At 74.4% G+C, this 24,976-nt stretch carries 17 protein-coding genes; 12 read left to right on the top strand and 5 right to left on the bottom strand.

The features are described 5' to 3' along the window. Nucleotides 1–112: 112 nt before the first annotated feature. Nucleotides 113–2,299 (bottom strand): ABC transporter ATP-binding protein, encoded by a 2,187-nt coding sequence (locus AB0J10_RS03715; protein ID WP_363057411.1) that lies wholly within the window; start codon nt 2,297–2,299, stop codon nt 113–115. Between the two features lie 138 nt (nt 2,300–2,437). Between AB0J10_RS03715 and AB0J10_RS03710 the strand changes: the two genes are divergently transcribed. Further along, nucleotides 2,438–3,841 carry a S1 family peptidase gene (locus AB0J10_RS03710; RefSeq protein WP_363057409.1) on the top strand — a complete coding sequence of 468 codons (1,404 nt, stop codon included), beginning with the start codon at nt 2,438–2,440 and terminating at the stop codon, nt 3,839–3,841. Nucleotides 3,842–4,051: 210 nt separating this feature from the next. After that, nucleotides 4,052–5,452: an amidase gene (locus AB0J10_RS03705; protein WP_363057407.1), complete on the top strand. Its 1,401-nt coding sequence runs from the start codon at nt 4,052–4,054 to the stop codon at nt 5,450–5,452. A 108-nt stretch (nt 5,453–5,560) separates the two neighbouring features. Here AB0J10_RS03705 and AB0J10_RS03700 read toward each other — a convergent pair whose 3' ends face one another. Beyond that, the gene (locus tag AB0J10_RS03700) at nt 5,561–8,257 is read right to left on the bottom strand and encodes a SpoIIE family protein phosphatase (protein ID WP_363057405.1); all 2,697 of its coding nucleotides are present in this window, start codon (nt 8,255–8,257) and stop codon (nt 5,561–5,563) included. A 334-nt stretch (nt 8,258–8,591) separates the two neighbouring features. Between AB0J10_RS03700 and AB0J10_RS03695 the strand changes: the two genes are divergently transcribed. The 3 genes from AB0J10_RS03695 to AB0J10_RS03685 all read left to right on the top strand — a co-directional run bounded on the left by AB0J10_RS03695 (nt 8,592) and on the right by AB0J10_RS03685 (nt 11,749). After that, nucleotides 8,592–9,899 (top strand): MFS transporter, encoded by a 1,308-nt coding sequence (locus AB0J10_RS03695; protein WP_363057403.1) that lies wholly within the window; start codon nt 8,592–8,594, stop codon nt 9,897–9,899. Continuing rightward, nucleotides 9,896–11,122 (top strand): anhydro-N-acetylmuramic acid kinase, encoded by a 1,227-nt coding sequence (locus AB0J10_RS03690; protein ID WP_363057401.1) that lies wholly within the window; start codon nt 9,896–9,898, stop codon nt 11,120–11,122. Before AB0J10_RS03695 ends, AB0J10_RS03690 begins: the two co-directional genes overlap by 4 nt. 108 nt (nt 11,123–11,230) lie before the next feature. Next, a complete protein-coding gene (locus AB0J10_RS03685; RefSeq protein WP_363057399.1) occupies nt 11,231–11,749 on the top strand; it encodes a histidine phosphatase family protein in 519 nt (172 codons plus the stop codon). Between the two features lie 298 nt (nt 11,750–12,047). Here AB0J10_RS03685 and AB0J10_RS03680 read toward each other — a convergent pair whose 3' ends face one another. Further along, on the bottom strand, nt 12,048–12,884 hold the full coding sequence (locus AB0J10_RS03680; RefSeq protein ID WP_363057397.1) for a hypothetical protein: 837 nt from the start codon (nt 12,882–12,884) through the stop codon (nt 12,048–12,050). Between the two features lie 239 nt (nt 12,885–13,123). Beyond that, complete coding sequence (locus AB0J10_RS03675; RefSeq protein WP_363057395.1) at nt 13,124–13,291, bottom strand: hypothetical protein; 168 nt, start codon at nt 13,289–13,291, stop codon at nt 13,124–13,126. Between the two features lie 73 nt (nt 13,292–13,364). On the opposite strand from AB0J10_RS03675, the gene AB0J10_RS03670 reads away from it, so the two are divergent. From AB0J10_RS03670 to meaB, 5 genes are all read left to right on the top strand, one after another. After that, nucleotides 13,365–13,814, top strand: coding sequence for a hypothetical protein (locus AB0J10_RS03670; protein WP_363057394.1), 450 nt, complete (start codon nt 13,365–13,367; stop codon nt 13,812–13,814). Between the two features lie 252 nt (nt 13,815–14,066). Then, nucleotides 14,067–14,612 (top strand): hypothetical protein, encoded by a 546-nt coding sequence (locus tag AB0J10_RS03665; protein ID WP_363057392.1) that lies wholly within the window; start codon nt 14,067–14,069, stop codon nt 14,610–14,612. 174 nt (nt 14,613–14,786) lie between these two features. Continuing rightward, a complete protein-coding gene (mutA, locus tag AB0J10_RS03660) occupies nt 14,787–16,640 on the top strand; it encodes a methylmalonyl-CoA mutase small subunit (protein WP_363057390.1) in 1,854 nt (617 codons plus the stop codon). Next, nucleotides 16,637–18,847: a methylmalonyl-CoA mutase gene (gene scpA, locus AB0J10_RS03655; RefSeq protein ID WP_363057388.1), complete on the top strand. Its 2,211-nt coding sequence runs from the start codon at nt 16,637–16,639 to the stop codon at nt 18,845–18,847. The genes mutA and scpA overlap by 4 nt, the downstream gene beginning before the upstream one ends. Before the next feature lie 6 nt (nt 18,848–18,853). Further along, a complete protein-coding gene (gene meaB, locus AB0J10_RS03650) occupies nt 18,854–19,843 on the top strand; it encodes a methylmalonyl Co-A mutase-associated GTPase MeaB (RefSeq protein WP_363057386.1) in 990 nt (329 codons plus the stop codon). A 278-nt stretch (nt 19,844–20,121) separates the two neighbouring features. Here meaB and AB0J10_RS03645 read toward each other — a convergent pair whose 3' ends face one another. After that, complete coding sequence (locus AB0J10_RS03645; protein ID WP_363057384.1) at nt 20,122–21,432, bottom strand: diacylglycerol kinase family protein; 1,311 nt, start codon at nt 21,430–21,432, stop codon at nt 20,122–20,124. 416 nt (nt 21,433–21,848) lie between these two features. On the opposite strand from AB0J10_RS03645, the gene AB0J10_RS03640 reads away from it, so the two are divergent. After that, nucleotides 21,849–24,590 carry a LuxR C-terminal-related transcriptional regulator gene (locus AB0J10_RS03640; RefSeq protein WP_363057382.1) on the top strand — a complete coding sequence of 914 codons (2,742 nt, stop codon included), beginning with the start codon at nt 21,849–21,851 and terminating at the stop codon, nt 24,588–24,590. Between the two features lie 114 nt (nt 24,591–24,704). Then, nucleotides 24,705–24,902 (top strand): hypothetical protein, encoded by a 198-nt coding sequence (locus AB0J10_RS03635; RefSeq protein WP_363057380.1) that lies wholly within the window; start codon nt 24,705–24,707, stop codon nt 24,900–24,902. Nucleotides 24,903–24,976 lie beyond the last annotated feature (74 nt).

Here is a 24,976-nt window from a genome sequence, read left to right as displayed (position 1 = left end):
CGCGCGCCCCGAGGGCGCGGACCGTGCATCGGCACGGACCGTGCATCGGCACGGACCGGGCGGGGGCGCGGACCGGCCCCCGCGTGGACGGCGAGGTGTTCATCCCGGCCGGTCAGGGGGAGCCGGTCCGGTCAGGGGGAGCCGGTCCGGTCACGGGACCCGTCCCGGTGGCCGTTCGCCGTTCGCCGTCGCACGCGGTCGTGCCGCCGGACGACGTCGGCCGTCCCGGCTGTGCGCGGTGCTCCGCAGGCACCTCCGCTCCGTCGGCCCCGCGCGGTCCCGGAAGCCCGGGTGCCGCGCCCCGCGCCCCTCCCTCCCCGGATGACGGATCCCGCCCCGCCCGGTCCCGGCCCGCTCCCGTCCCCGGCGCGTACTGCGCGGCCTGCGTACGGAACATGGACGCGTACCGGCCGTCGGCCGCCATCAGTTCGTCGTGGGTTCCGTGTTCGACCAGCCGTCCCCCGTGGAGCACGTGGATGGCGTCGGCGTGGCGCACCCCGGACATACGGTGGGTCACCAGTACGATCGCGCGCCGTGGGCCGGCCAGTTGCCGGATGCGGTCGAAGGCCGCGATCTCAGCCTCGGGGTCGAGCGCGGACGTGGGCTCGTCGACGATGAGCAGGCTGTCCGCCGCGCAGTGAGCCGTGCGGAAATGCGTACGGGCGAGGCCGACCTTCTGCCACTCCCCGCCCGAGATCTCCGACGCACCCCGGAACATCCGGGCCAGCAGCGTCCGCAGCCCGTGCGGCAGCCGCTCCACGAGCGCGCCGGCGCCCGCGAAGCGCACCGCCGCGGCCAAGTGCCCTTCAAGGCCGCCGAGTCCGGGTCGGCCGATACGGATGTTCATCTCCGCCGTCATCGGCCAGCGCTCGAAGTCCTGGGTGAGCAGGGCGACCCGGTCGAAGACCTGGGCGCGGTCGAGCCGGGCCACGTCGACGCCCGCCCAGCGCACGGTGCCGGTCCCGGGCAGCAGCAGCCCGGCGAGCACCTTGATCAAGGTGCTCTTGCCCGAGCCGTTCTCCCCGACGACAGCCGTGACCGACCCCATGGGGATCGTCAGCGACACCCCGGTCAGGGCCGGTGCGTCGCGGTCGGGATAGCGGTAGGTGACGTCCTCCGCGCGGATCTCACCCACCCGGCCCGGCACATCGACGCCACCCTCGGGGATGGTGCAGGCGGCGGCCTCCGCCAGGAAGCGGTCGTGGTCGTGGACGTACAGGGCCTCCTCGTGGAGCTGGTTGACGTTCATGACCAGCGCGCCGAGGTTCGCCGAGCCGGACCGGACCGCGATCACGGCGGTGCCCGCCACCGCAAGCTCCATGTGCCCCGCCACGATCAGCCAGCCCATCAACGCGTACGTCGCCACCGTGGCGACCCCGGACATGCCCGCCGCCACGAGTTCGGTGAACGCCTTGTCCGTCGCGAGCCGCTTCTGCTCCCGCTCCGCGCTCTGAGCCATGTCGCGATAGCGGTCCAGCAGGAAGGCGCCCACTCCGTGAACGCGTACCTCGTGCGCGGCTGTGCGTGAGGTGAGCAGAGTGCCCAGCAGACGGCCCGCTCGAATGTGCTCCACCCACACCATGACCGACATGTACCGTTCCTGCGCCACTCGCATGGCGCCCCAGCCGCGCGGGGCCGCGATCAACAGGAGCATCGGCAGCAGCGCCGGGTGCAGGACCGTCAGGACACCGCCCGCGGCGATCAGCGAGATGGTCCCGTTCACCGCGGCGACGCAGGCGCCGATCATCTGGCGGGCCGAGGCCGCGCCGTACTGGGCGACGTCGATGAGGCGGCGGAACTCGGGGTCCTCGATGGCCTCCAGCTCCACCGCCGCTGCCGCCGCCAGGTACTCCGTCGTCGCAAGCCGCTCCACGAGCGGCTCAAGGCGGCCGGCCCGCGACGTGGACCAGCATGCGAGCCCCGCGTTGACCACACCGACCGCACCCACGACGCCGAGGGCCGGAAGCGCCGCGTACAGCCGGTCGACCGGCGCGCCGCCACCGAGCAGGGCGTGCATCACCGAGTTGACCGCGAGCAGTCCCACGGCCGCGGCGACGCCCTGCCCGATCTCGCTCACGGCGACCGCGACCAGCGCCGAACGGTCCGCGCGCCAGGCCCTGCGCAGCGTCCCGCCGACCAGCCTCGGCATCGCCCGCACCGCGGAGAGCATCGACAGCTCCAGCCGCGCGCGTTCGTGCTCGGCCCAGCCCGTGTCGTACCGCAGCGGCCCGCCGAACAGCTCCCGCTCGCTGTCGGAAACCGCGGCCCCGGCCGCCCTCACCCGTCCGAACACCCTCATGGCGCCCCCTCCCGTGAGGCCATGGATACCCCGGTTGAACGACGCCGCGCCGGGCCGCGTATAGACGGTGGGGTCCAGGCCGCTTCCTGGGCCCCGTACACCTGGTGACACCGTGTCGGTACGACCTTGGGGCCGCGGATGAGGCACGCACGACGAAACCTTCAGCGGATCGCCCGGCTGGCGGCGGTCGGCGGGCTGGTCTGCGGCTCGCTGATGGTCTCCGACGCCATGGCCGGGGAGACACGGCCCCCCGGCACGGGCCCGGCGCCCGTCACACGCGCCGCCGACCCCGGTGGGGAAGTGGTCGAACGGCTCGGCACGTCCCGTACCGCCGGGAGCTGGATCGGGGCCGACGGCCGCCCGGTCGTCGCGGTGACCGACCCGGGCGCGGCGGCCGAGGTGCGCCGGGCCGGGGCGAACCCCAAGACCGTGCGCCACAGCATGGACGAACTCCGCTCGGCCACCGAGACACTGCGCGCAGCCCCGCGGGTGACGGGCACAGCCTGGGCGGTGAACTACCGCACCAACGAGGTCGTGGTGCGCGCCGACCGCACGGTCTCCGCCTCCGACTGGTCGCGGCTCACCGAACTCGCCGAGGACATCGGCGGCTTCGTCCGCATGGAACGCAACCCGGGCACCTTCACCACCCGTCTGAACGGCGCCGCGCCGATGTTCGGCGGGAACAGCCGCTGCTCCGCGGGCTTCAACGTCACCGACGGGCAGCGGTCGTACATCCTGACGGCAGGCCACTGCGGGCCCGTGGGCACCACGTGGTTCGGCGACCGAGGACGGAACGACCGGGTCGGCAGCACGGTCGCCGGGAGCTTCCCCGGCGACGACTACTCCCTGGTGCGGTACGACGAGAGCTCGGTGCCCGACCCGGCCGTCGCCGACATCGTGGCCGTCGGGGAGAACCGGGGCGTACGGATCAGCGGGGCCGCCGACCCGTCCGTCGGCCAGGAGGTCTTCCGCAGCGGCAGCACCACGGGACTGCGCTCGGGACGGGTGACCGCGCTCAACGCGACCGTCAACTACCCCGAGGGCACGGTCGGCGGGCTGATCGAGACCACGGTCTGCGCCGAATCCGGGGACAGCGGCGGCCCGTTGTTCGCCCAGGGCATCGCGCTCGGCGTCACCTCGGGCGGCACCGGCGACTGCGACAGCGGCGGCACCACCTACTTCCAGCCGGTCACCGGCGCCATGGCGTCCCTCGGGGTGGCACTCATCGGTCAGACCCCCGGAGCGCAGGGCGGGGCGGGCCCGGACGCGACACCCCCCGCCCCGGCCGATCCCTCGGCTCCGGCACCCGGGAGTCCCGCGCCCGGGGCGGGAGCCGGGGGCGGTGTCGCTCCACCGTGGGGCGGTACGTCCGGGCCGGGGATCGTCACGGACATCGCCGCGGAGCTCGGCCCCCTCGGTGCCGTCGCCCCCGGCATCGGTGTCATCGGTGCGAGCCTGGTCCTGCTCGTCGTGAGCCGCTGGATCCAGACGGCCCAGGGCCGCAGGAACTACCGGGACTACTACTCGCAGACCTGGGCTTGAGCGCCTGCTCGGGCCCGGAACCGAGAGGGACCGGCGGCGGGCGGGCACAGGCGGAGGCTCCGTCCGGCCCCCTCGGCGCCGCCCGGCGTCCCGTCCGCGCCCCGACGCCGCTCCTCCGCCCCGACGCCGCTCCCGACGGCAGCGATGTGACCGGCATCACCCTGGAGGGGCGCTTCTTCGGCGGCGGCACCGGGATGTACGTTCCCGGTCATGACGGACGATCTTGCGTACGCGGGCGCAGCCGGACAGGCGGCGGCCGTCCGCTCCGGCGAGGTGTCGGCACGGGAACTCACCGAGCTGCTGCTCGCCCGCATCGAACGGTACGACGGCACCCTCAACGCCTTCACCGCCGTCATGGCCGAGGAGGCGCTGGCCGAGGCCGGACGCAGGGACGCCACCGCCGCGGACGAGCGCGGCCCGCTCCACGGCGTACCGGTGGCGATCAAGGAGGAGAACGACGTCGAGGGCCGTGTGACGACCTTCGGCACCGCCGCCAACACCCGCCCCGCGCCCGCGGATTCCGAGGTCGTACGACGGCTGCGCGCCGCGGGCGCGGTCGTCATCGGCAAGACGAACATGCCCGAGTTCGGGCTGTTCCCCTTCACCGAGTCGTCGGCGCACGGCAGCACCCGCAACCCCTGGGCCCCGGACCGCTCGCCCGGCGGATCCAGTGGCGGCTCGGCGGCGGCGGTGGCCGCCGGACTGGTTCCCGCCGCCATCGGCGGCGACGGGGGCGGCTCCATCCGGATCCCGGCCGCCTGCTGCGGCCTGTTCGGTCTGAAGCCCACCCGCGGGCGGGTGAGCACCGCGCCGCAGCCGCACCTGTGGTGGGGGCTCGGGGTGCTCGGCCCGCTGACGCGCTCGGTCGAGGACTCCGCCCTCGTCCACGACGCGATCCGGGGCTCCGTCCCCGGGGACCTGTTCCGCGCCCGCGAACCGGCCGGCTCCTTCGCCGCGGCCGCGGCCGCCGAACCGCCCCGGCTGCGGATCGGGTGGTCCACCCGGCCCGCGGCGCGAGGGGTGCGACCGGCGCCGGAGGTCGTCCGGGCCGTGACGGGGACGGCCGGTCTGCTGGCCGGACTGGGCCACCACGTCGAGGAGATCGACCCCCACTACCCCGACCCCACCGCGTCCTTCGTGCCGCAGTTCTTCGCCGGTCTGCGCACCGAGGCGTTCGCCATGGACGACTACGCCCGACTCGAACGCCGCACCCGCGAGACCGTCCGCCTCGGCACCTGGGTCCGGCCCGGCGTCACACGCTGGGCGATGAACCAGGGGGAGAGGACGGCGGCCAGGGCGAACCGGGTGTTCGACCGGGTCGATGTGCTGCTCACCCCGACGATCGCCGGACTCCCGCCCATGGAGGGTCGGTTGACGGGCACGGGCACCGTGCGGGCGGCCCTGCGGTCCATGCCGATGATCGCGTACTGCGCGCTGTGGAACGTCACCGGCAACCCCGCGGCCTCCGTCCCGGCCGGGTTCACCGCCGGCGGCCTGCCCCTCGCCGTGCAACTCGTCGGCCGCCGTGACGACGAGACGACACTGCTGTCCCTCGCCGCCGAGCTGGAGCGGGCCCGCCCCTGGGCCGATCGCAAACCGCTGCCGGCCTGAGAGCCGGTGGCCGTCCGCGCCGGCACCGCTTCGAGGCGACCCGGTGGCCGGCCGCCCGTGGCGGCGCACGCCCTCGCGGACACGGGAGCCTGGGGAGCCGAGCACCCGTCAGGCGACGTTCTGCTCGGCCCAGATGGTCTTTCCGTCCTCGGTGTAGCGAGTACCCCAGCGCTCCGAGCACTGCGCCACGAGCAGCAGCCCCCTGCCGCCCTCATCGGTCGTACGGGCGTGGCGCAGCCGGGGCGAGGTACTGCTGCCGTCGGACACCTCGCAGGTCAGTACGTGGTCGCGGATCAGACGCAGCCGTACCGGAGCGCTGGCGTACCGGATCGCGTTGGTGACCAGCTCGCTCGCGATCAGTTCGGTGGCGAACGCGGCTTCGTCGAGCGCCCATGAGGCCAGCTGACGGGTGACGAGCGACCGGGCGGTGGAGACGACGGCCGGATCGCTCGGCAGGTCCCAGCAGGCGACCCGGCCCGGGCCCAGCGCATGCGTACGGGCCACGAGCAGTGCCGCGTCCTCCCTCGGCCGGTCGGGGACCAGGGCCTCCAGCAGCATCCGGCACGTCTCGCGCACGGAACCCGGAGCACGCGCCAGCGCACCCAGCAGCCGTGCCCCGGCCGCCTCACCGGCACCGGCCCCCGGTGTCCCCGTCCGGTCCCGGGCCGCGGGCGCAGCACCCCCGGCCGGGGACTGCAGCAGCCCCGGGGTCCAGAGCACGAGCACCGCGTTCTCCGGCAGTTCGACCTCCGTCCTGCGGAACGGCGGTCCCGGACGGCCGAGCGGTGCCCCCGCCGGCACGTCGAGGTAGGTGACCGAGCCGTCCGGGCGGGCCACGGCCGGAGCGGGATGGCCGGCGCTCGCCATGGCGCAGCGCTGCGAGATCGGGTCGTAGACCAGGTACAGGCAGGTGCATCCGGCCTCCTCGCCCGTGACCGGGGCACCGGCTCCCGGGGTGGCCGGTGCCGAGGGTTCCTCGTCCCCGCCGGAACGCCGTCCGCCGAGTGCCACCTCCGGGCCGTCGCCCCCGTCGAGGCGCCGCACCAGGTCGTCCATGCGGGCGAGCAGTTCCTCCGGATCCAGGTCCAGATCCGACAGCGTGTGCACCGCGGCCCGGAGGCGTCCCATGGCGGCGGCGGTGGCGACCCCGCGTCCGGGGACGCTGCCGGCCACCAGGGCGACCCGCGCCCCGGACAGCGGGACGACGTCGACCCAGTCGCCGCCCGCGCCCGCGTGCACGTATTCGTGGGCCACCTCCACCCCGTGGTGGTGCGGCAGCTCCCCGGGCAGCAGACTGCGCTGCAGTGCCATGAGCGTGTTGCGCTCGCGCAGGTAGCGACGCGTGTTGTCCAGGCACACCGCCGTGCGCCCGGCGAGCTCCGTGGCGAGGGTCAGGTCCTCGTCCCGGAAGGGGCCCTGTGCTCCCCAGCGGTAGAAGGTGGCGATGCCGAGGACCCGGTCCTGGGCGACGAGCGGTACGACCATCAGCGAATGGATCCTGTCCTCGAGGATCCGCGCGCCGCGCGCCGGATCCCGCAGTACCCACGCGCTGTCGGCCCCCACCGCGTCGACCAGCCGCGGCTGGAGATCGGTGAGAGCCTCGAGGGACGGGGAGGCCGGCGGAAAGGTGCTGACCTCGCCCTCCGCGTACACACCCGCCGGTTCCGCCGGACTGTCCGCCAGGGACGCCGCACGGCGCAGTACCGCCCCGGGGCGCACCGCACCGGGAAAGATCTCCTCGCCTGCCAGGACCTCCTCCAGGACCTCCACGGCCATGCTGTCGGCGAACCGCGGCACCGCCACCTCCGCCAGCTCCTGCGCCGTCCGCATGACCTCCAGGCTCGTCCCGATCCGGGCCCCGCCCTCGGCGAGCAGCGTCAGCCGCTCCTGCGCCCGGTGTCGTTCGGTGACGTCGATCGCGGCATCGGCGACCCCGAGGACGCGGCCGTCCGTGTCCTCCAGCCGGAAGGAGGAGGCCGAGTACACGTGCTCGTGGCCGGGGTCCCCGGGCGGCCTGCCGCGCTTCTCCCAGCCGATCACCGGCAGGCCGGTGCGGAGCACCTGGCCCATCACCCGCTCGGCGAGTTCCGCGCTGAAGTCGGGCCACGCCTCCCCGGGCCGCTTCCCCAGCGCCTCCTCGACGGCCACACCCTGCATGCCTTCCGCCGCGGGGTTGATACGGATGAGCCGGAGTTCGGGGTCGACGACGAACAGCCCCACGGGGGAGCGGCTGAACAGCGCCTCGAGCAGCGCCCTGTCCAGCTCCGCGGCGGACCCCGCCCCGCCTGCGGTCCCGGTCGTGGGAGCCGGTCCCGCCGTGGCGGGACCGAGCAGCACCTCCCAGCCGACGCCGGGCCCGTCGGCCGATCCGGGGCGGATGCCCACACGGCAGGAGAGCAGCCCTCCGTCCCGGTGCCGCAGCAGCACGCCACCGACGCCAGGACCGGGACCGGGACCGGAGAGGGTGTCGGAGGCGGTCCCCGGGGCGGGACGGGAGGTGGAACCTGAGCGGGAGGCGGAACCGCGGCCGGGACCGGAACCGTCGGGCGCGGGAGCACCGGTGGCGGAGGACGGGGGTGCGGCGGGTGCCGGGCCCGCTCCGTGAGCAGCCACCTCGTCCGCCCCGGCCAGCAGTTCGACGGCGGGACGGCCCAGGACCCGGTCCGCCGGCCAGCCGAGCAATTGGTGGGCCGCCGAGCTCCATCCGGTCACCACACCCCGCTCGTTCACGACGACCTTGGCCCAGCCCCGCGCCGCGGCCTGCTCACGCCCGTCCCTGCTCCGGGTGACGCCGCCTGTGCCCATCGCAACCAGCCTCGCCTGAGTCGAAGCCCCGTCCGCTCCCCTTCTCTGCTCCCAGTCTCCTCCACGGCGGGGAGGTCACCACTGGGGACGGCGCGGTCACACGCAGGCTCCGCGCGGGGCGGGGCCGCGGCCGGGCACACGATCACGCCCGGCCGCACACACGGCCCGGTGGGACTCGCGTACCGAATCCCGGCGGACGGCCGACAGTCCGCCCCGCAGCCCGCCCGTCACTCCGACCGCCCGGCAGGACCGGACAGTTCCGGCAGTACCGGTACCGCTCCGGCAGCACCGGAACAGGCGATTCCGGTCGTGTTGTCGTGGGCACGTAGAAGGGATGACCGAACCAGCCCTGAAGCATCCCGTGCCACCGCCGCCCGCCCGCTCCCGCCGCGCGCTGCTCGCGGGCTCCGTCGGCAACTTCGTCGAGTGGTACGAGTTCGGCGTCTACGGCTACTTCGCCACCGTCATCGCCGCCAACTTCTTCACCCCGGAGGGCGGCAGCGACGTCGAGGCCCTGGTGAGGACCTACGCCTCCTTCGCCCTGGCATTCTTCTTCCGTCCGATCGGAGCCGTCCTCTTCGGCCGGCTCGGCGACCGCATCGGCAGACGGCCTACGCTGATCCTGGTCATCGGCCTGATGACACTGGCCACCACGCTGATCGGGCTCCTACCCACCTACGCCACGGCGGGCGCGGCCGCGCCCTGGCTGCTGACGCTGCTGCGAGTGCTCCAGGGCCTTTCCGCGGGAGGTGAGTTCGGCGGCGCCGTGTCCCTGATGACGGAGTTCGCCCCGCCCGGCCGGCGTGGGCTCTACGGCTCCTGGCAGTCGTTCACCGTCGCCCTCGGGCTGCTCGGCGGCGCGGGTGCCGCCGCCCTGTCGGCGACCGTGCTGTCCGGCGCGGCACTGGCCGACTGGGGCTGGCGGATCCCGTTCCTGCTGACGCTCCCGCTCGGACTCGTCGCCCTGTGGCTGCGACTGCGGCTGGAGGAGACCCCCAGCTTCCGCCGCGCCGAGGCAGACGCCGCCGACGCGGCCCCTCCGTCCCGGGCAGAGGTGGCGCGCGCGATCGTCCTGGGCGCCGGGCGGATCATGGGCTGGGCGGCGGCGGGCTACACCTTCCTCGTCGTCCTCCCCTCGTACCTGCAGTCCACCCTCGGCGCCTCGTTCCGCGAGGCGCTCGTCGCCACCGTCCTCGCGAACCTCGGCTTCGCCGCCTCGATCATTCCGGCCGGGCTCCTCAGCGACCGTTTCGGCCGTCGGACCGTCATGCTCTCCGGCGCGATGCTCGTCGTCCTGCTGGCCCTGCCACTGATCGACCTCCTCCAGGAAACCGGCGTCCCGGCCGCGGTGAAGGGCGGGGCGGTGCTGGTCGCGGGCGCCGTCGTCGGACTGATGGCCGGCCCGGGGCCCGCCATGCTGGCCGAGATGTTCCCGACCAGGGTGCGCTGCACCGGCCTGGGCGTGGCCTACGCCCTGTCGAACGCGGTGTTCTCCGGCTGTGCCGGGCTCGTCATCACCGAGTTGGTCGCACGCACCGGCGACGCGGACATCCCCGCGTACTACGCGGCCGGCGCCTGCGCGGTCAGCGCCCTCGCCCTGCTGACCCTGCGCGGCGACGACCACCGGCGGCCGCTGCGGTGAGGGTCGTCGGACTGATGTCGGGCACCTCGTACGACGCGATCGACGCGGCCGCAGTCGACCTCGGGACCGAGGACGGCGCGCTGGTCCTCACGCCGCTGGGCATGGTGAGCGAGCCGTACGGCGACGAACTGAGGGCACTGCTCGCCAACGCCCTTCCGCCGTCCGCGACGACGCTGGCGGACGTGTGCCGGCTGGACACGCTCATCGGGCGGGCCTTCGCGGCCGTGGCCGTACGGGCGGACCGTGAACTCTGCGGCGGTGCCGCGGAACTGGTCGCCTCCCACGGCCAGACCGTTTTCCACTGGGCGGAGGACGGCCGGGTGCACGGGACACTGCAGGTCGGCGAGCCGGCGTGGATCGCCGAGGCCACCGGCCGGACCGTGGTGTCCGGTTTCCGGACCCGGGACGTGGCGGCCGGCGGCCAGGGCGCCCCGCTGGTGAGTCTCGTCGACCTGATGTGGCTGCGCGGGCGCCCGGGTGTGCCGGCCGCCCTGAACATCGGCGGCATCGCCAACCTGACCGCCCTGCCCCGCGGCGGACAGCCGGTCGCGTTCGACACCGGGCCCGGCAACGCGCTCATCGACGCAGCGGTCCACGAACTGACGGCCGGGCGGCTCGCCTACGACGACGGCGGGGCTCTCGCGCGCTCCGGCCGCGTCCACGAACCCCTGCTCCTCAGACTGCTCGACGAGCCGTACTACCGCAGACCCGCCCCCCGGACCACCGGCAAGGAGCTGTTCCACCGCGGCTACCTGCGCGCGGCGCTGGAGGGCTTCGGCGGACTCCCGGCCGAGGACGTGGTCGCCACCGTGACCCGGCTGACCGCGCGCACCGTAGCCGACGCGGTCCGGCCGCTGGGCGCCACCGAGGTGATCGTCTCCGGCGGAGGCACCCGGAACCCCGTGCTGACGGCGATGCTCCGGGACGAGCTGGCGGGAATCGTCCTGCGGACCTCGGACGAACTCGGGCTGCCCTCGCCGGCGAAGGAGGCATGTGCCTTCGCCGTCCTCGGCTACCTCTCCCTGCACGGCCTGCCAGGCAACGCCCCGGAGTGCACCGGGGCGCGGGGGGTGCGGGTCCTCGGCTCGATCACACCGGGGAGCCGCCCCCTCCGGCTGCCCCGGACTCCCGCCGGGGCCCCGGACTCGCTGGAGGTGCGGGCACGGCGTGACCTCCGCCCGCCGTCCGGGGGGCATACGCGCGCGGCCCCGGCAGCCGGGTAGCGGCAACGGCGTGCGTGCACTGGCCCGGGCCGCCCCGGGGTGGAAAGCTTGCGGCGCACAGACTGTCGCCGCTCACCGACGGGTGGAGGCCCGACGCGTGGAGGCCCCATGACTCTCCGACGACTGGTCGTCCTCAGGCATGCGAAGTCCGCCCGGCCGCCCGGGGTGGCCGATGTGCGACGGCCGCTGGCCGAGCGCGGGCAGCGCGACGCACCCGCCGCGGGCCGCTGGCTGAGGGACGCCGACTGCGTCCCGGACCTGGTGCTGTGCTCACCCGCCGTACGGGCCCGCGAGACCTGGGACCTCGCAGCCGGAGAGCTCCCCACCGGCCCGCGGACGCGCCATGACCCTCGGCTCTACGGCGCGGACCCCGCGGACCTGCTCGCCGTCGTACGGGAAACCCCGGACGACGTGGCCACATTGCTCCTCGTCGGTCACAACCCCGCCCTGGAGGAGTTCGTTCTGCTGTTGGCGTCGGAAGGGCTCGGCGACACCCTCCAGCGGGTGGAGGAGAAGTTCCCGACCGCGGCCATCGCGGTGCTCACCCAGCAGAGGTCATGGCCCGAAGCCGCTCCCGGGGGCTCCCTGCTCACCGATTTCGCCGTGCCGCGCGGCGCGCGGCACTGACAGCGGCACGGCTCGTCTCGGCCGCCACCACCGCGCTCGCGGGCGGCCTCACGGGATCGGTGCCGGCGCTGAGGACCGGCGCCCGCACGGGGGAGAACGGCGGCAACCGCGGGGCCCGGCCACGGCACGGGGCTTCGGAGCGCCGGTCCCGGTTCCGGGCAGTGGGCCGCACACGCCGAGCGTCGACTCCCGTGGGCACCGGGGCCCCGCGCGGCCCCCGCACCGGACGGGTTGCCGATCGCGAATCCGGGCAGTGCCGAGGGCCGTCGCCCGGAGATCGCGCATGTCGGCGCGGGCACTACGGCCGCTCGAACGCCTGGAGCACCCCGCCGACGCAGAAGCAGACGGCGCCCGTCAGTGTTCCCCAGTCGGCGATGCCCGTGTTCACCAGGGCGCCGGTGGCGGGCACGGTGAAGTCCGCCAGCGCCGCGATCATGAACAGTGCGGATCCCAGCTGGTTGACGGCGACGATCCACCAGCCCAGGTCGTGCGGCAGGACCCTGGGCGGCCCGTGGGTGACCTCCATCAGCGCCAGCTGCCCGGAGACGAGGAAGAGCAGACAGCCGATCATGTCGGGGGCCCAGACCAGCCGGTTCGCCTGCTGGGCCGTCAGCCCGTGCAGGAACGAGTCCAGCAGATTGACGCCGAAGACCAGCGTGCCGGCGAACAGCACGAAGGTGCTGACCCAGTCGATCCGCCTCGGCTCGTACCTCCACCAGCGCCAGCGGCCCGACTCCAGAGTCCCGGCCCTGCCCCCGGGCCGCGGCGCGTTGGTCGCCTGGAGCAGCGAGGCGTAGGCGCCCGTGGTGAAGAACAGCCCTCCCACGAAGTACACGGACGCGCTCGTCATCGCACCGGCGGAACGGAGGGCGAGCCCGGCACCGAGCGCGAAGAGGGCGCCGCCGACGGCGAAGGACCACGAGGCGACGACGTTGAGCCTGCCCAGCCGGGCGAGTGCGGCCCGGTCCGCCCGTTTGGGGACCGGCTCGGCCCACTCGGCCGCCCTGACGCCGAGCACCCCGCGCTTGCGTCCCGGGCGCGACTCCCACACGGCGAGACCGCCCTCGGCGAGACGCCAGGTCAGACGTGTCGTGAACGGTCCGGCGCCTTCCGCCAGTGCCTCCGGTTGACCCACGCCGGTCAGCGTACTGATCACTTCGCCGCGCGGTGCCGATCGCTCCGCCGCACGGGGGAAACGGGGCGACGTGGCCGGGCGCGACACCCCGCTCACCGTTCCCGGCCGGTCCCGATCGGCGCGGGACGGACGACACTGTTCCGGGCCGCCGGGCACGCGGCCCGGACCGGAGGCCACGTTGACGAACCTCCCGCCGCCGGACCCGGCGTGCGAGCCCGACCCACGGCAGCCGACCCGGATCAACAGGCCACACCGCGGTCCGAGGCGATCTCGCCGACCAGCTCCGCGAGATGGAACGGCAGGCGGACGTGCGCCGGACCCTGTGAGACGTCTCGGGGGAACGGCGAGTCGAGTCGCCTGCCCGATCGGCGTGACGAGGAGCGGGGCAGCGACTCTGCGACCGGCATGCGTCATCATGGTCTGCCGGGCGGAACAGCGTGTGGCGGCCTGGTGGGCCGATCCGGCGGTGGGGGTGGATGCGTGGACCGGAGCGAGGACCGGATCCTGGCTGACGAGCTTGCCTCTCTCGGCGCGGTGGGCGCGGGCGGCGGTCGCCTGGTCCGGGTCGTGGCCAGGATGATGAGGAAGAACGTCCATGAGATCGACCTGCTTGTGCCCCTGCCGTTCGACGACGTGGTGCGGCGCGTTTCGAGCGTGCTCGGAAGGGCGGGCCGCGCGGTCGAAACCGAGCCGGTCGGCGCGGGCGGGAACGAGGAGACGATTCGCGTCGTCGCCGGCGGCGGTGCCGGCGGTCTGAATCCCGTGGTGGTGACCGCATGGGTGCTGAAGGCCGACGGGAACAGCTCGGAGGTCCGGCTTCGCGCGGCTGCCAAGGAGGGCCTGATCAGGCAGCGAGCCGGGGAGAAGACCGCCGTCCGTCTCGCCGCCCTGCTGAGCAGGGCGACCGGGGCGACCGGGGCGGAGGGGTGAGCGGGGCGGAGGGGTGAGCGGGGCGGAGGGGCGACCGGGGCTGAGGGGTGAGCGGAAAGGACGACAGCCGCCGGGACCGGCTCGGCGCGACCGGTCCTTCCGCAGGCCCCAGCCGGCGGTGCACAGGCTCACTGCTCGGCGAAGGGCCGCCGGGCCGGGCGTGCTTCCCCCGAGCGGCGCAACCCCCGCGCTGCGCCGCGCCCGAGCCCCCCACCGGCCCCTACGGTGTGCCATCGGAAAGGCCGGTGATCGATGGTGGCGTCGGGACAGCAGGGCCCGGGGGCGACTCCGGAGGCGGTGGCCACCGCCGCGCGGGCGGGCGACACCGCTGCGGCGCGGCTCAAGGAACGCATCTACGCGACCATCACGCTCACCGCCGTCGTGGTCGCCCTCGCCGAGACGGCACACCCCGAGCTCCTGGAGTCCGCCCTCACCGTGGCCGTGACCGCGCTCGGGATCTGGCTGGCCACCCTCGTCGCCGACGAGCAGTCGCACCGGGCGCTCACCGGCCGTGCCGCGAACCGCCAGGAGATCCGTGCCGCGCTGCACGTCTCCAGCCCGCTGCTGCTCACCGCGGTGGGTCCCCTCACGCTGATCGGCGTCTCGGCGCTGGGCGCGCTGGACCTGGGAACCGCTCTGCTCCTGAGCGCGGCGGTCGAGGTCGCCACCTTGTTCTTCTGGGGCTGGCGGACCGGACTGCGGATGGGCAACGGCCCGCTCAGCGCGTTTCTCTCGGGGATCGTGGACACCGCCATCGGGGTCAGCGTCATCGCGGTGAAACTGCTCTCAGGCCATTGAGAGTGGTTCGCGCCGGATGTCCGCCGACGAGGCATCAGAAGAAGTTCGCACCGGTGCACAGCGGACATCCCGCCCGTGTCGGGCTACGGTGGCGGCACTGAGTGCCAATTCAGCGAGCAAGGTCACAGCCGTCTCCTCTGCTGCTCATCCGTAACCCTGCCCTAGCATCCGAGCATGACGGTTCTGCCTGATGACGGGCTCACGCTCGCCGCCGAGTTCCCCGACGCCACCCATGAGCAGTGGCAGCGCCTCGTCGAGGGTGTGCTGCGCAAATCGGGCAAGGACGTATCGGGAGCGGCGGCCGAAGAGGCGCTGACGACAGCCCTGGACGACGGGCTCGCGGCGAGCCCCCTCTACACCGCGCGGCACGCCGCGCCCGACGCCGGCTATCCCGGCTTCGCGCCCTTTGTGCGCGGCGGCCGACCCGTCGGCGGCTGGGACGTGCGCCAGCGCCACGGCCGGCCCGAGGCCGACCGCACCAACGAGGCCGTGCTCACGGATCTAGAGAACGGCGTCACCTCGCTCTGGCTCACCGTCGGCGCCGCGGGGGTGCCCCTGACGGGCCTCGCCCGGGCCCTGGACGGCGTCTACCTCGACCTCGCGCCGGTCGTCCTCGACGCCGGCGCGGAGACCGCTGCCGCCGCCGCCGAACTGCTGCGGCTGTACGAGGAGCGCGGCGTCCGCCGCGATGAGGCGCGCGGCAACCTCGGCGCCGACCCGCTGGGCCTCTCCGCCCGCACCGGGGCTTCCGTGGACACCGAGGCGGCCGTGGAACTCGCCCGCCGCGTCCACGAGCGGTACCCGGGACTGCGCGCGCTCACCGTGGACGCGCTGCCCTACCACGAGGCGGGCGCCTCGGCCGCTCAGGAGCTCGGCGCCTCGCTCGCGACCGGCGTCGCCTACCTGCGGGCGCTCACCACGGCCGGACTGTCGGCCGGGACCGCCTTCCGGCAGCTGGAGTTCCGCTACGCCGCCACCGCCGACCAGTTCCTCACCGTCGCCAAGATGCGCGCCGCCCGCAGGCTGTGGGCGCGCGTCGCCGAGGTGTCCGGTGCCTCCGGGGACGCGGGCGCGGCCCAGCGCCAGCACGCGGTGACGTCGCCGGTGATGATGACCCGCCGCGATCCGTACGTGAACATGCTGCGCACCACGATCGCCTGCCTCGGCGCGGGTGTCGGCGGCGCGGACGCCGTGACCGTCCTGCCCTTCGACCACGAACTCGGCCTGCCCGACCCGTTCGCCCGCCGCATCGCGCGCAACACCTCCTCGATCCTCCTGGAGGAGTCGCACCTCGGCCGGGTCGCCGACCCCGCGGGCGGCTCCTGGTACGTCGAGCGGCTCACCGACGAACTCGCCCACGCCGCCTGGGCGTTCTTCCAGGAGCTGGAGCGTGCGGGCGGTCAGGGCGAGGCCCTGCGCTCCGGGCTGGTCGGCGAACGCATCGCCGCCACCTGGGAGGAGCGCAAGCGCAGGCTCGCCGAGCGCCGTGAACCCGTCACCGGCGTCAGCGAGTTCCCGTTCCTGGCGGAGAGGACCGTCGTGCGGGAGCCCACCCCCGAGGCGCCCCGCAACGAGGCCGGCCTGCCCCGTGTCCGCCGCGACGAGGACTACGAGGCCCTGCGCGCCCGCTCCGACGCGCACCTGGCCGCGACCGGCGCCCGCCCTCGCGTCTTCCTCGCCGCGCTCGGCCCCGCCTCCGCGCACACCGCGCGCGCCGGGTTCGCCTCGAACCTGTTCCAGGCGGGCGGCGTCGAGCCGGTCCACGACCCGGTGACGGTCGACGCCGCCACGGTCGCCGGCGCCTTCGCGCGCAGCGGCGCCGCCGTCGCCTGTCTCTGCTCCAGCGACGCGCTGTACGAGGAGCAGGCCGAGGAGGTCGCCGAGGCCCTCAGGTCCGCCGGTGCCCAGCAGGTGTTCCTGGCCGGCCGGCCGGGCGACCACACCGGTGTCGACGCCTACGTCTTCGCGGGCTGCGACGCCGTCGGCGTCCTGTCCTCCGTTCTCGACCGCATGGGAGTGGCCCCGTGACGCAGATCCCCGACTTCTCCGAGGTGGCCCTCGGCGAGGGCACCCCGCCCGCCGAGGCCACGGAGGAGCAGTGGCGCGCCGCCGTGAAGGAGTCCACCGGCAGCAGCGCCGACGACCTGCTGTGGGAGACGCCGGAGGGCATCGGCGTCAAGCCGCTCTACACCGGCCGCGACCTGGAGGGCCTGGACTTCCTCGGCACCTACCCGGGCGTGGCGCCGTACCTGCGCGGCCCGTACCCGACGATGTACGTCAACCAGCCGTGGACGATCCGCCAGTACGCGGGCTTCTCCACGGCCGAGGAGTCCAACGCCTTCTACCGGCGCAACCTCGCCGCGGGCCAGAAGGGCCTGTCGGTCGCCTTCGACCTGCCCACGCACCGCGGCTACGACAGCGACCACCCGCGAGTGACCGGTGACGTCGGCATGGCGGGCGTCGCCATCGACTCCATCTACGACATGCGGCAGCTCTTCGACGGCATCCCGCTGGACCGGATGACCGTGTCGATGACGATGAACGGCGCCGTGCTGCCCGTACTGGCGCTCTACATCGTGGCGGCCGAGGAGCAGGGCGTACCGCCCGAGAAGCTGGCCGGGACCATCCAGAACGACATCCTCAAGGAGTTCATGGTCCGCAACACCTACATCTATCCGCCTCGGCCCTCCATGCGGATCATCTCCGACATCTTCGCGTACACCTCGCAGAGGATGCCGCGCTACAACTCCATCTCCATCTCCGGCTACCACATCCAGGAGGCCGGTGCCACGGCCGATCTGGAGCTCGCGTACACCCTCGCCGACGGAGTGGAGTACCTGCGCGCCGGGCGGGACGCGGGCCTCGACGTGGACGCCTTCGCACCGCGGCTGTCCTTCTTCTGGGCGATCGGGATGAACTTCTTCATGGAGATCGCCAAGATGCGCGCGGCCCGGCTGCTCTGGGCCAAGCTGGTCAAGCAGTTCGAGCCGAAGAACGCCAAGTCGCTGTCGCTGCGCACCCATTCGCAGACCTCCGGCTGGTCGCTCACCGCGCAGGACGTCTTCAACAACGTCACCCGCACCTGCGTGGAGGCCATGGCGGCGACCCAGGGCCACACTCAGTCGCTGCACACCAACGCCCTGGACGAGGCGCTCGCCCTGCCGACCGACTTCTCCGCCCGCATCGCCCGCAACACGCAGCTCGTGCTCCAGCAGGAGTCCGGCACCTGCCGCGTCATCGACCCGTGGGGCGGCAGCGCGTACGTCGAGAAGCTGACGTACGACCTCGCGCGCCGGGCCTGGCAGCACATCCAGGAGGTCGAGGCCGCCGGCGGCATGGCGCAGGCCATCGACGCAGGCATTCCCAAGCTGCGCGTCGAGGAGGCGGCGGCCCGCACCCAGGCCCGCATCGACTCCGGGCGGCAGCCCGTCATCGGGGTCAACAAGTACCGGGTCGAGAACGACGAGCAGATCGACGTCCTCAAGGTCGACAACTCCTCCGTGCGCGCCCAGCAGATCGCCAAGCTGCGGCGGCTGCGCGAGGAACGTGACGAGACCGCCTGCCAGGACGCGTTGCGCGCGCTGACCGAGGCGGCCGGACGGGACTCCGGGGCCGGCCCGGAGAGCAATCTGCTCGCGCTCGCGGTGAACGCCGCCCGGGCCAAGGCCACCGTCGGCGAGATCTCCGACGCCCTGGAGAAGGTGTACGGACGGCACGCGGGCCAGATCCGTACGATCTCCGGCGTGTACCGCAACGAGGCAGGAGAGTCCCCTTCCGTGGACCGCACACGTGCGCTGGTCGACCGCTTCGAGGAGGCGGAGGGGCGGCGTCCGCGCATTCTCGTCGCCAAGATGGGTCAGGACGGCCACGACCGCGGGCAGAAGGTGATCGCCTCCGCGTTCGCCGACCTGGGCTTCGACGTGGACGTCGGCCCGCTGTTCCAGACCCCGGCCGAGGTGGCGCGGCAGGCGGTCGAGGCGGACGTCCACGTCGTGGGCGTCTCGTCGCTCGCGGCCGGGCATCTCACCCTCGTCCCGGCGCTGCGCGAGCAGCTGGCGGAGGAGGGACGCGACGACATCATGATCGTCGTGGGCGGGGTGATCCCGCCGCAGGACGTGCCGACCCTGCTGGAGATGGGGGCGACGGCGGTCTTCCCGCCGGGCACGGTCATCCCCGACGCCGCCCACGACCTGGTCGAGCGCCTGGCCGCGGCGCTGGGCCACGACGAGCTGTAGCCGCGGATGGCCAGGGAAGTCGACGTCGACGCCTACGCCAAGGGTGTGCTCGACGGGAAGCGGGCGGCCGTCGCCCGCGCCATCACCCTCGTCGAGTCCACCCGGCCCGACCACCGCGCCGCGGCCCAGCGGCTGCTGACGGAACTGCTGCCGCACAGCGGCAGCGCACGGCGGATCGGTGTCAGCGGAGTGCCGGGGGTGGGGAAGTCCACCTTCATCGACGCCTTCGGCACGATGCTGACCGGGCTCGGCCACCGGGTGGCGGTGCTGGCCGTCGACCCGTCCTCGACCCGCACCGGCGGCTCCATCCTGGGCGACAAGACGCGGATGGAGCGGCTGGCCGTGGACCCGGCGGCGTTCGTCCGGCCGTCGCCCTCGGCCGGCACGCTCGGCGGGGTGGCCAAGGCGACCCGCGAGTCCATGGTGGTGATGGAGGCCGCAGGCTACGACGTGGTCCTGGTGGAGACCGTCGGCGTCGGGCAGTCCGAGACGGCCGTCGCCGGGATGGTGGACTCCTTCCTGCTGCTCACCCTCGCCCGCACCGGTGACCAGCTGCAGGGCATCAAGAAGGGCGTGCTGGAACTGGCCGACGTCCTCGCCGTCAACAAGGCCGACGGGCCGCACGAGCGAGACGCCCGCGCGGCCGCGCGCGAACTGGCGGGCGCGCTGCGCTTGATGCAGCCGGCCGACGCCGCCTGGACACCGCCCGTGCTGAGCTGCAGCGCCCGGGAGTCCAGTGGGCTCGACACCGTGTGGGACCGGCTGGAGCAGCACCGCGCCCTGCTCGACGCGGACGGCCGCCTGACCGCCAAGCGCCGTGAGCAGCAGGTCGACTGGGCCTGGGCGATGGTGCGGGACGAACTCCTGGGCCGCCTGTGTGCCCATCCGGCCGTACGGGCCCTCGGCCCCGCTCTCGAACAACGGGTCCGCGACGGCGAACTGACCGCCACCCTCGCGGCGGAACGCATCCTGGAGGCGTTCGCCCGGGAGGCGTGAACCGTGGCGTGCACCGCGGGCGTCCTCGCCGTGGCGGGAGCGCGTCGCGAGCCGCACCCGCCTGCCGGGGCCGGCGCGGCGGTGCGGGGCTTACGGGCAGGGAGGGGCGTACGCGGCTGGTGGCGCGTCCCCTCCTGTCCGGGGTGTGGGAACCGGGGGCTCTGCGCGGGTGGTGCGTCGCCTTCCGACGGGGGCATGCCCGTCCGCGCGATGATGTGCGGCCGGGGGCCCGGGCCGGCGCCGTCCCGTCGACGGCCCGGACCCGCCCGGTGGCCGCCTCAGCGTGCCAGCGCCAGCATCGCCAGCCGGCGCCAGTTCAGCCGCGGCCGGGCGAGGGGGACCCCGGGCCGGTGGCGGGGGACGCGCACCCGCAGCGCGCCGGGCCTGACGGTGCAGCGCACCGGCACCGGCATCGTCAGGGCCTCCCCGTCCACGCCGACCTGCACCTCCGGCGCGTCGGCCGCCACGACGACCTCGTGGGCGGTGAGTGCGGTGAAACCGGCCGAGCGTTCGCCGCGCAGCAGCCCGGCGGCCTGGGCGGCGCTGTCCACCGTCACACTCACGACGCCCAGGACGCCGCGGTCGAGGCGGTCCCGGCGCGCGACAGCGGTCCGGTCCCCGGCGCGGTAGGGGTTGTTGCTGACCAGGACCGCCTGCGGGGAGTCGAGCGTCGTCCTCGCGGCCCGCACGGTGAGCCGTGGTCCGGCCCGGTGCGTCAGCACGTCGGGGAACAACTGGAGGGCGGTGCCGACCTTGTCGTCGCGGTACGCGTCGCTCTGCACCACCAGTGCATAGGCCCCGAACGAGGCGTTGTTGACGAACACCCGGTCGCCGACCATGCCCAGGTCGACGACGAGTTCCACCCCGTCGTCCAGCGCCTCCAGCGCCCGCGAGGGGTCGTCCCGGTCGAGCCCCAGATCCAGTGCGAAATGGTTCCTGGTCCCGGCGGGGACCACCAAGAACGGCACCCCGTGCTCCGCCGCCACCCCCGCCACCAGCGCCTGCGTGCCGTCCCCGCCGGCCACCCCGAGCAGGTCGGCGCCGTCGGCGACCGCCTGCCGGGCCACGGCCGCGACGTCGCTCGGGTGGTCCGGATCCAGCAGGAAGACCTCCGCCCCCGCACGCTCCGCCTTCGCCTTCAGCCCGAAGCGCTCCACCTTCCCGCCGCCCGAGCGAGGGTTCATGATCAGGAACGGGCGTACGGTGCGCTCCGCGGCCACCGCCGGCTGGGCCTTGCGCCGGGCGTCCAGGGCGAGGGCTTCCCAGCCGGCCCAGGCGGCCAACGCGCCGAGGGCGAGACACAGCACCATGACCCACAGCACCCCGGAACGGACCTGCAGCCAGATGACGGTCAGCGGGGCGGCCAGCGCCAGCAGCACCGCGAGCACCCGCACGGGACCGCGCCGGGTCAGTGCCCACCACAGGGCCGCCGCCGTCACCACCGTCCCCGTGAGTACCAGCAGCACCATCGCGATGCCGCCCAGTCCGGAGGCCACGAGCAGAACGACGGCCGCGGCGGCCGCGAGGATCGCCAGCCGCGCGCACCAGCGCCGGCCCCGGACCACGCGCGTCCTGCCGTCGTCGTCCATGGCACCTCCGATCGGTGTCCCATTGTCCACCGCCATTGCACAACCGCGCGGAGGCGGCCGCCTCTCCTGACGCCGCGAGGCCGTGTGCACCCGGGCCGGTTCCGCACGCTGGCGGTGGTTCCCGGGCCGGTGCCTCGCACGGCCGTTCGCCGGGGTTCGCGCCCGGTTCGAGGGCCGTTCGGTTCGCGCCCGGTCGGCGGGCCCTTCGTCCCCCGGGCCCTTCGTCCCCCGGGCCGTTCGCGCCGGGCCCGTACCGCCGCGACGTCGCCCCCCTTGCAAGCCCCTGCCGCCTCGTCGGCAGGGCGCAGCGGAGCGGGACACCGTCAGCGCAGTGCCCCGCCCGCCGTTGGCGATCATGGAAGGCCGCTGGGATCATGAGGGCTGGCCGACGAACGGACGGCACGGCGGTGGAACCCATGGCCGAGGACGCCCAGCTGCACCCCAGCGGCGACCCGCTGCTGGCCGCGAAGTTCGCGGTGCCCGCCGTACCGCCTGCCTTCGTGGCCCGGCAGCGTCTACTGGACCGGCTCACCGAGGGCGCCCAGGGCCCCCTCACCGTGATCACGGGTCCCGCCGGCGCGGGCAAGACCACCCTCGCCGCCTCCTGGCGCGAGGCGGACCTGGCGCCCGGCCCGGTCGTCTGGCTCACCGTCGAGAGCGACGACAACGCGCCCGGTGTGTTCTGGGCCTATGTGCTCGGAGCGTTCCGCTACCACCGGGTGCCGCTGCCCGACGGTGTCGGCAGTCCGTCGAGCGCCGACAACGTCGACCACTCGCTGATCGTCCGGCTCGCCTCCGCGCTCACCCAGTTGCCCCAACCGGTCGTGCTCGTACTCGACGGGCTGGAACACGCGGGCGTCCACGGCGTCGCCGCCGAACTGGACTTCCTCCTCGCCCATGCCGGGCCGTCCCTGAGGCTGGTCCTCATCGGGCGGGTCGATCCCGCGCTGCCCCTGCACCGCTACCGCGCCGAGGCACGGGTCTGCGAGATCCGCCGGTCCGAACTCGCCTTCACCCCGCGCGAGACGGCGCAGCTGCTGCGCTGCCACGGGCTCACGCCCTCCCAGGAGAGCGTCGGCGCCCTCACCGACCGCACCCAGGGCTGGGCCGCCGGGCTGCGGCTGTGCGCCCTGGCCATGCAACGCGCGGAGGACGCCGAGCACTTCGCCCAGTCCTTCGCCGCCTCGCAGAACGCCGTCGCCGACTATCTGACGGCCGAGGTCCTGGCGGCCCAGCCCGCGGCCACCCAGGACCTGCTCATCCGGACCAGCATCCTCTCCCACGTCCATCCGGGACTGGCCGACGCCCTCACCGGACGGGACGACGGCGAGCACATCCTCGGCAGGCTCGTCCGCGACAACGCGTTCGTCGAGCCGATCGGCGACACCTCCTGGTACCGCTGTCACCCGCTGTTCGCCGAAGTGCTCCGGGCCCATCTGCGCAGCCGCAGCCCGGCCCTCGGCGGGCCGCTGCACCGCGAGGCCGCACGATGGCTCGACGGGCACGACAGGCTGACCGACGCGATCGAGCACGCGGCAGCGGCGGACGACTGGCCCTATGCCGCCGGTCTCCTCGTCGACAGGCTTGCCGCCGGTCGCCTCCTCACCGGACCGGACAGCCATCGCCTCGAACGACTGTTCAGTTCGATGCCGGACGGGCTGCCCGGCACCGCGCCCGCACTGGCTGCGGCCGTCTGCGCACTGGCCCGCGGGGACGCCGCCGCCGGCCGCAAGCACCTCGCGGGCGTCCGTCCCGACGGGGACACCGCACCCGAGAGCCTGCTCACCCGCGCTCTGCTGCAGCTCCTCACCGACGCGGACACCGGCATCGCGAACCCGCGGGCGTCCGCCCCGGCCGCGGGCGGCGACGACGCCGAGCGGGCCGCGGGGGAGCCGGCCCCGGACCACGTCACGCCGGACCCCGATCGCGAGGTGCGGACGCTGATGGACCGGGTGGACCCCGACCTGCTCGCCCGGCACCCGGAGATCGAGGCACTCCGGCGGTACGGCCGCGGTCGCGCCCTCCTGGCCACCGGGCACCGGCTCGAGGCACGGGAGGCGTTCACCGACGCACTCGCCGCCGCCACGGACGAGCGCACCTGGACGGTCCACTACCACTGCCTCGGCGCGCTGGCCCTCGCCGAGGCCGCCGACGGACTGCTGCGAGAGGCCGAGGCGCACGCCCGGGACGGGCTCAAGGCAGCGGAGGAGCACGGCATCCCCGTCGACCGCCGCACGGCGCGCTGCCATCTCGCGCTGGCGTCGGTCGCGGCCGACCGCGGCGACCTCACGGCCGCCGGCCGGCATCTCGCCGCGGCCCGCACCCACGGGCCCGTCCGAGACGTACCGGCCGCCGCCGAGGCCGCGGTGCTGCGTTCCCGCCTCGAACTCGCCCACGGGCGCGCGGCGGCGGCGCTGTCGGCGCTCGACGACGCACCCGTATCCGCCGACGGTCCCGCCGTCGCCGGGGGAGAGGCGGCGGGCCGCATCGCCCTGGCCCGCTGCTCCGTCCACCTGGTGCGCGGTGATGCGGCGGCCGCGCTCGCCGCGCTGGAGGAGGCACCTCCGGGCGGCCCCGCCCTCACCGTCGCGTCGGCCGCCGCCCGTCTCGTGGCCGGGGACGGCGGGCAGGCGCGCCGGCTGCTCGCCGGGCTTGCCCCCGGAGACCGTGTCCCCCCGGCGGTCCGGGTCCGTGCGCAGCTGCTCGAGGCCCAGCTGGCGGCGGTCGAGGGGGACACCGCGAAGGCGGCGACGCTCGTCGCCGGCGCCGTGCGCACCGCGCGGACGCACGGACTGCGCTCCCCGTTCACGGAGTCCGGCCCATGGCTGCGGCACCTCCTCGCCCGCGCACCCGGTCTGGCCGACGCCCGGGCCTGGCTGACGGGACGTTCCGGCGACGGGGGGAGGACGCCCGGCGGTGGCGACCCGGATTCCGGGGACACGGCGGCCGGCGCCCCTCTGCTCGTAGAGCGGCTCAGCCCCCGGGAGTGCGATGTCCTGCGCTGCGCCGCCGAGATGATGTCGACGGACGAGATCGCCGCCGAGCTGTTCCTCTCCGTCAACACCGTCAAGACGCATCTGAAGAGCGTCTACCGCAAGCTGTCGGTCTCCCGCCGCAGCGAGGCGGTACGCCGCGCCAGGGACGCCGGACTGCTCTGAGACCGGGACGGTCGGGCAGGTCACGCGCCGGGTCACCTCGTCCGGGTGATGCGGCCCGGGCGCGCACGGCGGGACCATGCGGCAAGAGCCCTCAGCGCACGGGGAAGTGCTCGCATGCGATACGAGTTCCGCATCTCCGGTCATCTGTCACCGGCCGTCGCCGGTGCCTTTCCCGAACTCGACGAGGTGACGGTGCCGGAGGAGACCGTCCTGTTCGGGCCCGTCACGGACGAGGCGCATCTGTACGGGCTGCTCGTACGCTTCCAGGATCTCGGCCTCCGTGTGGTGGAGCTGCGCCGGCTGCCCGACTGAGACCGCCGCCCGGCCCGGTCCCGCACCCGCCCGGTCCCCGCGGTCCGCCGCCCGGCACCGGCCCGACGCCGTGC

Source organism: Streptomyces sp. NPDC049887, from assembly GCF_040656535.1.
GTDB lineage: Bacteria > Actinomycetota > Actinomycetes > Streptomycetales > Streptomycetaceae > Streptomyces.
Note: the sequence above shows the minus strand (reverse complement) of the source record. Positions and strands in the feature narration are given on the sequence as shown.

What these genes read in the sequence shown, in the direction of transcription:
- AB0J10_RS03715 (WP_363057411.1), bottom strand. Translation starts at nt 2,299, where the DNA reads ATGAGGGTGTTCGGACGGGTGAGGGCGGCCGGGGCCGCGGTTTCCGAC.
- AB0J10_RS03710 (WP_363057409.1), top strand. Translation starts at nt 2,438, where the DNA reads ATGAGGCACGCACGACGAAACCTTCAGCGGATCGCCCGGCTGGCGGCG.
- AB0J10_RS03705 (WP_363057407.1), top strand. Translation starts at nt 4,052, where the DNA reads ATGACGGACGATCTTGCGTACGCGGGCGCAGCCGGACAGGCGGCGGCC.
- AB0J10_RS03700 (WP_363057405.1), bottom strand. Translation starts at nt 8,257, where the DNA reads ATGGGCACAGGCGGCGTCACCCGGAGCAGGGACGGGCGTGAGCAGGCC.
- AB0J10_RS03695 (WP_363057403.1), top strand. Translation starts at nt 8,592, where the DNA reads ATGACCGAACCAGCCCTGAAGCATCCCGTGCCACCGCCGCCCGCCCGC.
- AB0J10_RS03685 (WP_363057399.1), top strand. Translation starts at nt 11,231, where the DNA reads ATGACTCTCCGACGACTGGTCGTCCTCAGGCATGCGAAGTCCGCCCGG.
- AB0J10_RS03675 (WP_363057395.1), bottom strand. Translation starts at nt 13,291, where the DNA reads ATGCCGGTCGCAGAGTCGCTGCCCCGCTCCTCGTCACGCCGATCGGGC.
- AB0J10_RS03665 (WP_363057392.1), top strand. Translation starts at nt 14,067, where the DNA reads ATGGTGGCGTCGGGACAGCAGGGCCCGGGGGCGACTCCGGAGGCGGTG.
- mutA (WP_363057390.1), top strand. Translation starts at nt 14,787, where the DNA reads ATGACGGTTCTGCCTGATGACGGGCTCACGCTCGCCGCCGAGTTCCCC.
- meaB (WP_363057386.1), top strand. Translation starts at nt 18,854, where the DNA reads ATGGCCAGGGAAGTCGACGTCGACGCCTACGCCAAGGGTGTGCTCGAC.
- AB0J10_RS03645 (WP_363057384.1), bottom strand. Translation starts at nt 21,432, where the DNA reads ATGGACGACGACGGCAGGACGCGCGTGGTCCGGGGCCGGCGCTGGTGC.
- AB0J10_RS03640 (WP_363057382.1), top strand. Translation starts at nt 21,849, where the DNA reads ATGGCCGAGGACGCCCAGCTGCACCCCAGCGGCGACCCGCTGCTGGCC.
- AB0J10_RS03635 (WP_363057380.1), top strand. Translation starts at nt 24,705, where the DNA reads ATGCGATACGAGTTCCGCATCTCCGGTCATCTGTCACCGGCCGTCGCC.